The 12,216-nt window shown below is 59.8% G+C and carries 10 protein-coding genes; 4 read left to right on the top strand and 6 right to left on the bottom strand.

The window, feature by feature from the left end:
* The first annotated feature begins 122 nt into the window (after positions 1-122).
* From VGL22_RS17200 to VGL22_RS17190, 3 genes are all read left to right on the top strand, one after another.
* A complete protein-coding gene (locus VGL22_RS17200; RefSeq protein WP_465268178.1) occupies positions 123-1,754 on the top strand; it encodes a tetratricopeptide repeat protein in 1,632 nt (543 codons plus the stop codon).
* A 547-nt stretch (positions 1,755-2,301) separates the two neighbouring features.
* Positions 2,302-3,489 carry a beta-ketothiolase BktB gene (bktB, locus tag VGL22_RS17195; RefSeq protein WP_465268177.1) on the top strand — a complete coding sequence of 396 codons (1,188 nt, stop codon included), beginning with the start codon at positions 2,302-2,304 and terminating at the stop codon, positions 3,487-3,489.
* 14 nt (positions 3,490-3,503) lie between these two features.
* Positions 3,504-4,289 (top strand): 3-oxoacyl-ACP reductase family protein, encoded by a 786-nt coding sequence (locus VGL22_RS17190; RefSeq protein ID WP_465268176.1) that lies wholly within the window; start codon positions 3,504-3,506, stop codon positions 4,287-4,289.
* Between the two features lie 215 nt (positions 4,290-4,504).
* On the opposite strand, the gene VGL22_RS17185 is transcribed toward VGL22_RS17190, so the two are convergent.
* The 3 genes from VGL22_RS17185 to VGL22_RS17175 form a co-directional block, all read right to left on the bottom strand.
* A complete protein-coding gene (locus VGL22_RS17185; protein WP_465268175.1) occupies positions 4,505-5,578 on the bottom strand; it encodes an alpha/beta fold hydrolase in 1,074 nt (357 codons plus the stop codon).
* An 83-nt stretch (positions 5,579-5,661) separates the two neighbouring features.
* Complete coding sequence (locus tag VGL22_RS17180; RefSeq protein WP_465268174.1) at positions 5,662-6,072, bottom strand: hypothetical protein; 411 nt, start codon at positions 6,070-6,072, stop codon at positions 5,662-5,664.
* Positions 6,073-6,180: 108 nt separating this feature from the next.
* Positions 6,181-6,774, bottom strand: a complete 594-nt coding sequence (locus VGL22_RS17175; RefSeq protein WP_465268173.1) for a hypothetical protein — start codon at positions 6,772-6,774, stop codon at positions 6,181-6,183.
* Between the two features lie 112 nt (positions 6,775-6,886).
* Here VGL22_RS17175 and VGL22_RS17170 point away from each other — a divergent pair, with 112 nt between their 5' ends.
* The gene (locus VGL22_RS17170) at positions 6,887-7,492 is read left to right on the top strand and encodes a polyhydroxyalkanoate synthesis regulator DNA-binding domain-containing protein (RefSeq protein WP_465268172.1); all 606 of its coding nucleotides are present in this window, start codon (positions 6,887-6,889) and stop codon (positions 7,490-7,492) included.
* A gap of 76 nt (positions 7,493-7,568) precedes the next feature.
* Here the strand turns inward: VGL22_RS17170 and VGL22_RS17165 are convergent, their stop codons facing one another.
* From VGL22_RS17165 to VGL22_RS17155, 3 genes are all read right to left on the bottom strand, one after another.
* Entirely contained in the window at positions 7,569-9,479 is a 1,911-nt protein-coding gene (locus VGL22_RS17165) for a glycoside hydrolase family 35 protein (protein ID WP_465268171.1), read from the bottom strand.
* A gap of 110 nt (positions 9,480-9,589) precedes the next feature.
* A complete protein-coding gene (locus VGL22_RS17160) occupies positions 9,590-10,138 on the bottom strand; it encodes an outer membrane beta-barrel protein (protein ID WP_465268170.1) in 549 nt (182 codons plus the stop codon).
* Between the two features lie 117 nt (positions 10,139-10,255).
* Positions 10,256-12,139, bottom strand: a complete 1,884-nt coding sequence (locus tag VGL22_RS17155; protein ID WP_465268169.1) for a M48 family metalloprotease — start codon at positions 12,137-12,139, stop codon at positions 10,256-10,258.
* Between the last annotated feature and the right edge of the window lie 77 nt (positions 12,140-12,216).

The following is a 12,216-nucleotide window of genomic DNA, read 5'->3' as shown; positions in this document are numbered from 1 at the left end:
TATATCCCGGATGGAGCAATAATACCGGCGAAGTCGAGCCAATCTGCGCAAGCCGTTCAGGGTGTCCGCCATGTCCTCTCGCCCTCGACCGATTCGGCCCGATTCCGCAGGAGGATGCTGCAGTGCCTCTAAGCCGACAATTTGCCGATGAACTCGCGCTGGCTTTGCGTCATCGCCGGATCAAGCACGGCATCGCGATGCTTGATGCCGCCGAAAACGAAGTGCGAAGGATAAACCCGGACACTCCCAACGCGGCTCGGCTGCTGCTGCTCATCGCACAATGGGTCGATCTGGGCTATCGCGACTACCACTTCCTCGACAGCCTTCTCGAGCACTTTCACGCCGATACTCGAAAGCACCTCAGCATAGATGACTACCTCCGTTTGCGCATGGCCGAGGCCTTCGCATCTCTGGCGCGCGGCGAAAGTGAAGCGTCCGTGCAGGCACTTGAGCTGGTGCTCAACACCCTCAAGGACCTGGGTGAAGACTCCGACTCGGCGCTCGCGCATTTCTGGATCGGCCGCGCGCATCGTAAGAAAGGCGAATACGAAAAATCGTTAGACCACATCGCGCGTGCGCGTGAAATGGCACAGGCCCAGAACGACAAGATGTTCACGGCCGTTGCGCAGGTGCACGAGAGCTGGCTGCTCTTCCAGAAGGGCATGACGCGCGAAGCCCTCCAGGTCCTCACCAGTGCCGAAGCCGTGCTCAAAGCATCGGATCACCACGTCGCGCTGGGCAATATAGAGTCGGCCCGCGGGCGCATTGTGCGCAGGCTCGGCGAATACACCCGCGCCCTCGATCACTTCACCCGCGCCATGGAGTTCTACGCCCGGCGCGATGCCAATCATCTGAATCTTGCGCGCGCCCTCGTGAATGCCGCTTACGTCCGCAGGCTGCTGGCCTTGCAGATTCGCAAGCGAATCGATCGGCAGGCGCAGTCCGGAAGAGCGCGGACCATTCCCTCAAGGCAGTCGCCGGCTTCCACTGAGCCTCTGCGTTTTCGCTACCAGGACTTATCCCAGCAGGCTATGCAGGACCTTGATCGCGCGCGCTCCATCTACGATTTGCATCGCCATATGGACGGCATCGGCAAGGTGGCCCTGAACCTCGGTTACCTTCATCTCGATCGCGGAGATATTGACCGCGCAACGCCCGAAGCAGCCGAGGCCTACCGCATAGGCGTGGAACAGGGCGATCACATCCTCATGGCACGCGCCCGCATTCTTGAAACCGCTATCGAAAACGCGCACGTCGAAGAGCAGACTGGCGAGGACGTCGATGTGGCAGTGCACGCTAATCGCGCACGCGAGTACAGCGACGAGGCGCTGAAGCTCGCGCACGAAACCCAGAACCTGCGCTTGCTCGCCGGCGCAAGCATCGCGCGTGGCATGACCGCGGCCAACGATTTCTTCCAGGACTGGGAAGAGGCACGCAAGCGGGCCGCGGAAGCCACCAGCCTCATCGGCCCGGGCGAGAACGACCACCTGGTGGAGGACCTCTCCTTGCTCAAGTCGCGCATCGTGCAGGCATCCGGCATCAACGACACGCTGCGAGGCTGGTCAGAGGGCATGCTCGGCAATAAAACATTCCAGCAGATCAGTGAAGAGTTCGCCGAGATCGTCATTCCCAAGGTGTGGATGCGGGAAGGGAAGAAGATCTCTCGCGTGGCGGCACGCCTCTCCATCTCCCCCAAAAAAGTGCGCCGAATCCTGCGCAACGCAGGAACTGCTGTGGAACGCGGCGGCGCTTGAAGCGCATGTTATACCCGAGCCAAAGTGCCTATCAGTACATTAGGCGAGGAGCATGTGACGTTCATCACTGCAGAACTTTTGCATTGGATCATTATGGGAAGGAATTAGGTTAATGATTTCCACAAAAGAAGGACTGGTCCGCTCGCCAGGTCATTCGCACTCATTCCTACTGGATCTCTCCAGCCCTGCCGTGGAAGACCCCGGGTTTGGTGTTGTCGGATGGCAGGATCATCACGACCTTCGTGCTGCCAGGCTTATTCGTATTCTGGGTTAGCCTCAATGGCACGCACGTTAGGAACGCGTGTGATACCGCTCGATCCGCAGGCGCTCAATCTGACACGCCCGTCCACTTTCCAGGTCCGCGCACCTCGCGCGCCGGCGATGTGTCGCGTTTTATGATCGCCCGCGCTTCGCGTATGCATCCACGCGGCAGCGTGCCCTTTTGATCCTTCTTCCGGCACCCCCAACAAACTGATGCCTGCCTCAGTCGCAGTGTGCAAAGCCGTCGCTGTAATCACAGAGCATCAGGGCGAAGGAGCAGAGCCCCATGGCAGAGCGTGAAGTCGTAGTCCTTAGCGCCGTGCGTACCGGCATCGGCAAATTCGGAGGCGGTCTCAAAGACGTTCCTCCCACCGTACTCGCGGCAAAGGTCGTTCAGGAATCTGTGAAGCGCTCCGGAATCGAATCGGAGTCCGTCGGTCACGTCGTATTCGGTAATGTGATACACACCGATCAGAAAGATATGTACCTCTCCCGGATAGCCGCGGTGCACGGCGGCCTGCCTGTAAGCACACCCGCTCTTACGCTCAACCGGCTGTGCGGCAGCGGACTACAGGCGATCGTTACCGCCGCCGACATCATCCGATGCGGGCATTGCGATACAGCGGTGGCCGGCGGTGCTGAAGCCATGAGCCGCGCTCCTTACTGGATGCCCGCCATGCGCTGGGGTGCGCGTCTCAACGATGCCACCGCTATCGATGTGCTCGTCGCTGCCGTCACCGATCCCTTCGAAAACGTGCATATGGGCATCACCGCGGAAAATGTCGCGCGCAAATTCGACATCTCCCGCCAGGCTCAGGACTGCCTCGCCGTCGAAAGCCACAAACGCGCTCTCGCCGCCGTCGCCGCCGGCTACTTCACTGAGCAGATCGTTCCCATTGAAGTGAAGGTGAAAGGCGGAACTGCGCAGTTCGCACGGGACGAGTCGCCGCGCGCGGACGCCACGCGCGAAAGCCTGGCAAAGCTGAAGCCCGCCTTTGCAGCAGACGGCACCGTCACTCCCGGCAACGCGTCCAGCATCAACGATGGCGCGGCTGCCGTCACGCTGATGGAGAGCAGCGCCGCAACGGCCGCCGGTCTCAAGCCGATGGCGCGCCTGGTTGACTACGCCGTCACCGCGCTTGATCCCCAGATCATGGGCATGGGCCCCGTGTCAGCTATCAGAAGCGTCATGCACCGCAGCGGCCTCTCCATCTCCGACATGGACGTAATCGAGCTGAACGAGGCATTCGCCGCGCAGGCCCTCGCCGTTCAGCGCGAGTTGCAGTTGCCGCTCGATAAGACCAATCCCAATGGCAGCGGCATCTCCCTGGGTCACCCCATTGGAGCAACAGGCGCCATCCTCACCGTCAAGGCGCTCTACGAGCTGCGCCGCATCGGCGGACGCTTCGCTTTGGTCAGCATGTGCATCGGCGGCGGGCAGGGAATTGCCGCTATCTTCGAATCCATCAACTAGAAAGGAGGCCTGGAATGGCGACCGAAGTACTTATCGGATCGAAACTTTCATTGCATCATCGTCCTCTTGAAAACAAGGTTGCACTCATCACCGGATCATCGCGGGGAATTGGGCGCGCCATTGCCCGCGAGCTGGCCGATCGCGGAGCGGCCGTTGCCATCAACTACCGCAACAACTTTAGTTCTGCCGAGGAGGTGCGCAACTCCATCCTTGAAGGCGGCGGCCAGTGCGAGCTGTTCCAGAACGACATCTCCGACCGCCTGCAGGCGCGCGCGCTGGTGCGCGATGTGTTCGACTGCTATCGCCACATCGACATCCTGGTCAACAACGCCGGCATCACGCGTGATAAGTCGATCCGCAAGATGACCGACGAGGATTGGGCGGAAGTCATCGAAACCAATCTCAACAGCGTCTTCTACTGCACCAGCGCCGTACTGCCCACCATGATTGAACAGAAGTTCGGCCGCATCGTGAACATCGCCTCGTTCGTGGGACAAGCCGGCAACTTCGGCCAGGCAAACTATGCAGCAAGCAAAGGCGGTATCATCGCCATGACCAAAGTGTTGGCGCTTGAACTAGCCAGGTACAACATCACAGCCAACGTCATCGCGCCGGGGTTCACCGATACCGACATGCTCGCGGGCGTACCGCCAAACGTTCAGGACCAGATCAAGGCGCGCATTCCTATGGGGCGCTTCGGCCTGCCGGAAGAGGCAGCAAAGGCAGTAGCTTTCCTTGTCTGCGATGCCGACTACATCACCGGTCAGCAAATCAACGTCAACGGCGGCATCTACATGTAACCCGGCTGCAGATGGGGGAGTGCCAACACGCGCATGCCTCACCTGCATTCGCAAGAGCTCAGCCCGCGGAGCGGGCTGAAGAGGATAGCCCCTGGCGTGAGCCTGGGAACAGAATCTGGGATTCGCCTGCCAGCCCTGGTAACGGGCGTAAGCCCTTGTCGGTTGCGCTCTTCCTCTGTCTGTCTAACGCCCGTGTCGGCTCACATCAAGCGAAATCAGTTTCCCCGCGATCGCTCCCCCAGCCAGGTTTCGATGTGCGGCCAAGTGGTGCGATGCGCCGCGCTCCCCGCCATAATGCCAATGTGCCCGCCGGGAATCCGGTAGAGCTGCTTGTCCTTGCTTGACACCTTCGTCATGATCGCCTCGGACTGGCATGGCGGCGTGATGTGATCGCCCTCGGCAATCACGGTAAGAAGGTTGGCCTGGATCCGCCTCATATCGACGAACTCGTCTCGAATCTTGAGCCGGTTCTGGATCAGCAGATTGTCTCGATAAAAGTCTTGAATGAGCTGACGGTATGCCGCGCCCGTCATGGGGATGTTGTCCGTGACCCACGTGTGCATGGCTTGCCACGACGTGACCACGCGCGAGTCGTCAAGGTTGTCCCATAGCTTGCAGTAATTGCCAACCCAGTTCTCAATCGGCTTGAGCGACTTGGCCCCGTAGTCAATCATCTCGCCCGGCATGTTCCCGTAGGTGTCGAGCACCTTCTCCAGATCGAAATAACGCTCGTCTGTCCACTTGGCAAACGTCAGGCTCTGCCGATCAGTAAAGTCGAGCGGCGCGGTGAGCAGAAGCAGATTCCGCAGACCCTCAGCGGGCCGCATCGCCGCATAAATCGTCGTAATAATTGCGCCGATGCACCAGCCCAGCATGCTGAACTCACTGCAACCGGAGACCTGCTTCAGTTTGCGGATGGCTCGTGGCAGATAATCCAGAGCATAATCATCAAACCGAATGTTCCGGTCCTCAAAGCCTGGCGTGCCCCAGTCCAGCAGGTAGACGTCGTAGCCACGGTCCAGCATGAATTCCACAAAGCTGTTTCCCGGCCGCAGGTCGAGAATATACGGCCGATTCATAATCGCGAACACAAGCAGAAGTGGAATACGATGGCGGTTTCTTGATTCCGCGGTGGAGTCGTAGCGGTACAGCTTTGCCTTGTTTAACGCCCACACCTGCGTCTTGGGAGTTTGTGCGATCGGCGCCTTCGTCGTCACGATGCGATTGAACCTTCGCATCCGATCTTCAAACGCGGCAAGCTCTTCTACCAGAGACCCTGCGTCTGGCATGTTTTCCTCCATGCGAATACGGTTGCGCGCTCACGGGCGCACGCCCCTGCGCTTAAGGAGCAAACGGGACCCCGGTCGCGGTCTTAGTGTTTTGAAGGCCCGCCGACCGGCCGCTCGCGGCTCTCCGTTTGCCCCGCGGGTGGCGTCGCTCGCGGCTGCGCGAGCAGGCCGAGCACGCGATCGAGCTTCGCATCCAGATCGTCCACCCGTAGTTCCAGATTCGTAAACCGCTCCGCCAGCGAAATCACATCCTGCCGCGAGGGCACGGAAAGCTGCTGCATGGCTTGCAGCATCGACTTCTCCATCCCTTCGCGGAATGGCGTGCTAGCCGTCAAAGACCAGTCGAGCATCGCCCCCGTGGTCTTCGCATACGCCTCAGAGTTCACTGCTTCGACCATCGCCTTCGACATGGCGTCGAGATACGCATCCCGCATGTCGCGGAATGGCTCGAATGGATCATACGTCTTCGCTTTTTCGTCTTTGACATCTGCCATGCTACACCTCAAATTAGGCGAAGCTTACTCAACCGCGCGCGCCTTGTCTGTGACGCGCGCAACAGTCTCCCGCAGGCATGCCCTCCCTGTCCGCGGGAGACCCCACGCTTAGCGAGCCACCAAATCCAGCAGTTCCTTCTGCGCTTCAACGAATGTGTCCACACCGCGCTGGAACGAACTCACCGCCGAATCCGCGGGCATGCCGGCCGCGCCCATCTGCTGACGCGTTGCTTCCAGTACTGCCTTGGTCTGCGCAACGGTGGTCTCCACCACCTTCTTCTGCGCAGCCACAGAGCGCTCCACTGCCTGGTTAGTCATCTGCACAGCAGCCTCGGTGGCTTTGTTGGCGACCGCTGCACGATCCTTCACGGAATCGATAACCGCGCGGCTCTGCTCCGCCGCCAGGTCGATGGCATGCTTCTGCGTGTCCGCAAAACGCTCGAACATGCTGGCGGCTACATCCAGCAGCGGCACGCGGGCTCCACCCGGCATCTTCTGCGCCAGCTTCTTCCATGCCTCGATCATCTCGGCATTGTGCTGCACCGCAATATCAATGCTGCGCTTCTGGATCTCCGCGACGCGGTCGATCCCGCGGATGTAAAGTGTGGCAAAGTTGTTCCTCGCCTCGCTGGCTTCGTTCACAGCCTGCCGCGCGTCTTCAACCACGGCCTCGCGTACGGGCTTGGGCGGTATCGGGCTCATGATGCTCCCTCCTTCTTAAATTGGCTTATGCTGCAGCGTATGCTGCAATGCAGCATAAGCAGATATTACTCCCGTTTCTCCCGCTGTCAAGGTCTAAAATGGAGCTTCATCTATGCCCGCACAAAGCGTTCTCATCAAGAAATACGAAAACCGCCGCCTCTACGATGCGACCAACAGCCGCTATGTCAATCTGGAGGAGGTTGCGCAACTGGTGCAGCAGGGCTACGACGTGCGCGTCGTCGATGCAGGATCGGGCGAGGACATTACGCGCGTCGTACTTACCCAGATCATTGCGGAAGGCGCGAAAACTTCGGATTCGAACTTCCCGCTCGACATCCTGCGCCAGATGGTCATCGCCTCCGGCCGGGCCAGCCAGGAGAGCGCTATCCGCTACACCAAGGCCATGTTGGACCTGTACCAGAGCACCTACCGCGCCATGGTCCCCACCATCAATCCGTTTGAATTTCTGCAGAATCCGATGGCTTCCGGCAGCGCTACCGCGCAGACCGCCGCCTCACCGGCCAAAGAAAGCGAGGACAAGGCTTCCTCCGCCGCGCAAGCACCAACGCAGGATGAGATGAGCCAGTTGAAGGCGCGCCTGGCCGAACTGGAGAAAGCCATGTCGGGTATCGCCCCGCAGAAAACAGCTCGCCCCGTGCAAAAAGCCACGCGCAAGCATGCCGCTCGCAAAACAGCTTCACGCAAAAAACGGAAGTAACTGCTGCGCCGCAGCAAACGAATCTCCGATCACCTGCACTGACGGAAGCTCTGGCGCCCACCGGTCTCGCTGACTATTACTTCCCACCCTGCGACCACACCGGCTCCTTTACTCCGCGCAGCGAAATGGAACCCAGATCGGAATAGTCGAAGACCACCACTTCATTCGTCCCTGCGCGCAGCCATGGCGCCGGCACAAACAGCGATTTCTGCGGACCGATATCCCACGTCCTCCCCAGATTGTGCCCATTCACCCACACAAATCCCTTCTTCAGCGAACTGGTATCGAGATAGGTGTCCCCCGGCTTCTCGAGGGTGAAGCTGCCGCGGTGGAACGCGGGCCCCGCCGTCGGATACACACCATCATCCTTCTCCCAGAAGCCGATGAACGCCGGCGAGGTCATCGGCAGCGAATAGATCTTCCATGGCGGCGAGCCACCGTGCTTCTTCGTTACGATTGGTAGGCCACCCAACGTAACGGTGCTCGTCAGGCCCTTTAAAGAATCTGACAGGTGCGATCCGAAGTTGATGCGCCCGTCGTTTTCCACCAGGATGTCGAGCGTGCGTGGACGCCCCGTCGGCACGTTCATTGCAATGGACGTTTGCTTCAGCCGCCGATCAGCCGTGCCCGCAAAATCCTGATCCAGATATACTGCCGCGAAATCTCGTACTTCGCCCAGATTCAGCACGTCCTTCCCCCACCCCGCAATCTGCACTCGATAGAGAATGTACCCATATCCCTGTCCCAGGGCCTCCATCGGACTGGGCGCGATTGACTCCCACGGCTGGGGAAACGTCATCGTACCGTTGAGCACCGGTGCCGAGGGCAGGTTGTCCCACAGCGAGGCCCACTCCGTCAGAGGAAACGCGGGCACTGCAACCAGCGGCAACTCCGGCGGCAGCGGCGGAGGCGTAATACCCGTGTGCTTTTGAATCACATCGCGCAGCAGGTAGAACTTCTTCGTCGGCCGCCCCGCCTCATCGAGCGGCGAGTCATAGTCGTAGCTCGTTGTCTGCGGCGCATAGTGCCCCTGCGGCCCTTCCTCCCAATTCGCGCCGTTCATGAACCCGAAGGACGTACCGCCATGGAACATGTAAAGGTTCAAGGAGTAGCCCTGTCCCAGAATCCACTCAACCTCCTTCGCCTGTTGCTCCGCATCGGTGTGCACATGCTCTTTGTTGCCCCAGGCGTCGAACCATCCATCCCAGTATTCGCCGGTCATCATCGGCTGGCCCGGCCGCAGCTTTGCCAGCTTCGCGAAATCGCGCTGCGCTTCGCCGGGACCAAAGTTGATTACCGCAAGAACTCCCGGCAGCGCATCGTTCGACAACTGGTCCGCGCCATCGGATGTGTAGAGCAGCGACTCGCCGAATCCCGCTTTGATCAGCGACTGATGAATATGCTCCATGTATTCTTTGTCGCTTCCAAACGAGCCGTACTCATTCTCGATTTGCACGGCGATGATCGGGCCGCCATGCGATGCCTGCAAGCCAGCCAGTTCCTTGCCGACACGCATCAGGTACTCGTCCGCTAAGTGAAGGAACGTCCGATCACGCGTGCGTACCTCGCGCGTGTACACACGCAGCCACCACGGCAGCCCGCCCTCCTCCCACTCCGCGCACACATAAGGGCCTGGCCGCAGGATCACGTTCAGCCCTTCCTCCTGCGCCGTGCGGATAAACTCCGCCACATCGAGCTGGCCGCTAAAGTCGAACGTGCCCATCCGCGGCTCATGCAGGTTCCAGAACACGTACGTCTCGACAGTATTCAGCCCCATGGCGCGCGCCTTCTTGAGGCGATCGCGCCAGTATTCGCGCGGAACACGGGCGTAGTGAATCGCGCCGGAGATGATCTGATAAGGCTTTCCGTCGCGGACAAAATGGTCGCCCTGAACAGTTACCGGCAACACGCGCGGCGCTTGTGCCCGCGCGATTCCACTCACCACAGCCACAACCACACACAGCGCGCCGCTCAAGCATCTCTTCATCCAAGGCCCTCATCGTGCAGTGTCAGCATTCTATCCGGCCAGGTGTGACGCAAAACAAAAGCGCCGCACGATCATGCGATCATGCGGCGCCTGATGAAATCGTGGATCGATCAGAACACCCGGTAAGACATGCCCACGCTTACGCCATAAGGCTCCAGAGACTGATTGCGCACCCACACCGGCCAGTACTGATACTCAAAGTCGATGGGACGCAGCGTGAGCTTGCGGCTCAGCCTGTAATCGAATGATCCGCCGAACGCCGTAGCCGTGAACGTTCCATATCCGCCGAACGGAAAATCCATCTTGCCGAGACCGATCAGCGCCTTCCCATAGATCTGCCCACGACGGCCCACACGGTAAACAGGCACTCGCGGGCCGATGAGATAGTTACTCTGCGTCTCGCCAAAGTATCCATGCCATGGCATCCACCGGCCCTCTGCCTCAACTTGGAACCAGTGCGTGAAGTGGAGGTCCACATAAGTGCCGGCCCCCACGATTCCCTGGTTCACATCCCCCGGCATGAAGCCCGAGGCCATTGCACCGGCCCTGACATGAAAGCCGCGTTCATCCCCCGATTCCACCGCCTGGGCTCTGCCGTTTTGATCGAGGGTCAACAACACAAAGAGGAGAAAAAAGATTACGGCTGCAGATCGTCTCATGGGTAAGCCTTTTTGCAAGCGTAGTCGGTGCAAACTGCGCACACCTTGGATAATCGTTCCTTCAAACGAAGATGGCCGGGACTGCTATCCCGGCCATTCTGCCGAACGTTAGCGAACTCAGCGCAACTGCGGAGAAGCCGGTGGCTGTTGCTGCGCGGAACTGTCACCTCCCGCAGGCTGCGCCGCACTGGGAGGTGGCGTTTGCTGCCCGGGATTGGCGGGCTGGCCATCGCTGGGCTGCCCCGCTGCTGGATTCTGAGTCGGATCCCCCTGCTGGGCCGGCGCCATGCCCGGCATCGCCGACGAAGGCGGCACTGCCGAAGCGTTGTAACGCTGCAGCTTGAAGTACACCGGCGTTACCTCCAGCGGCATCTTGTCACGCGGATTCATCGGAGCGTAACGCTTCGCGCTCAGCATGTGCACGCGATCATCCCACGGATCCGTTTTGAGCCAGCTGCCCAGTGGCAGTGCCGCAATCTGCGTCAGATCATCCCAGTTGATCTTGGGAGCCTGGTGAGCCAGATCCTTCATCCACGGCGAGCCATCCGCGCGCAGCAGGCTGTCGCCCAGCTTCGGCGTATTCAGCTGCTTCAGCACCTTGCCGCGGTCTGCCAGCTGTGCCCAGAAAAGTCCCGCCTGCGGCAGCTGATCCTTGTACATCGATGCCTGCAGATACTCGTAAGCCCGTTTCTGCGCCTCTTCGTTGTCGTGATCGGTGTGATACATGTTAATGCGCTGGAACGTCGACTCGTCCGGAAAGAGCAGTCGGTCGTTGAATGCATACCGCGTGTCGATGTGGTGACCCATCACGATGTGCGCCATCTCCATCGCAATCACTGACGCGATGGTGGGCTCGTTGGGCATGGAATCGATCAGCCCTTTGCTCACAATGATCGTGTTGCCCACCGTGGTCATTTCCACCGTGTCGGTCAGCATCACCCGGCAACGCACCGGCGTCGTGAATGCCAGGTTGTTCGGAACCGCGAGGTTCGTCACAATCTGCTCCAGCACCGTCTGCTCATAACCACCCTGCGTCGGAGGCGCCAGCAGTCCGGCTTGCGTCAGACGATCAAGAACGTTGTTCTCCGCCTGCAGAACCCACTCGCGCTGCGCCTGCAGCGGACTCACATCCTGCGAGTCGTCGCTCTTGTCCTCGGCCTCATCCACCTTCACGCTCACGTTCTCGCTGTCGCGCGTCGGCAGCTTCAGGCTGTAGCCCCAGAAGTGCGTCTGCGCTTTCAGACCAACCGCCTTGTCGCCCTCCGTCCGCTGCGACTCTTCTACATACACCGCCACCGGCAGCCAGATGCCCGGCTGCAGGTTCATGCGCCAGCTATCGAAGTGGAAGTAATACTTCGAAGAGTCCTCATTGGTGGGCGGCGTAAATGTGCCGTTAAACCGGACGATGTTGCCTTCTTCGTCCTCAATCCATACCCGGCCGTAGAAGCGGCCCTGTCCGTTCGTCTTGGGGTGAACGTCAAACACCCAGGTCCGCACAGTACCCAGAAATTCACGGCGCACATAGTTAAATTGATAGTGCTGCTGGTCAAAGCCGCTCGGGTCGAGGAACATCATCTCGGTAAAGCCCAGCGAATTGTAAGTAAACTTCGTGTCCAGCCCCAGCGCCTTTGAGAGTCCCGCAATGGAGCCGATCGAGTTCTTGAAGAAGCCCCCCTTCTTCTTGTTCTCGCGAGGCTCGTAGGAACGATCGAAGAACCCCTTGCCAAAGTCCACTCGGCTCAGCATGTAGGTGTCGCTGACGGGAATCGTGTACAGCTTCTGATCCGGCCGCGTGTCCTGAATGTAGGTCTCCACCAGCGGTGTGTGCTGCTGGATGCTCTTGATCAGAACCTTCTCGCGTGCAATCGCACGCTGCACCAGCGCGGCCTGCTCGGCCGTCAGTTGGTGCGCCTGCTCGTACTTGGGCTGCTTCTTCGCAAACGCAGAAGAAGTGCACAGCGCGAGAACAAGGAAGGCAAGGGGGAACTTCCGAAATGTCATTTCATGCTCCTGCCGTAGCCCGTGGCGCCGCAGCGTCCCGACGGCCTGCCATGCGGCCCGGCTGTTTTCTGTATCCA

The sequence above is a fragment of the Occallatibacter sp. genome, from assembly GCF_036502485.1.
GTDB lineage: Bacteria > Acidobacteriota > Terriglobia > Terriglobales > Acidobacteriaceae > Telmatobacter.
Note: the sequence above shows the minus strand (reverse complement) of the source record. Positions and strands in the feature narration are given on the sequence as shown.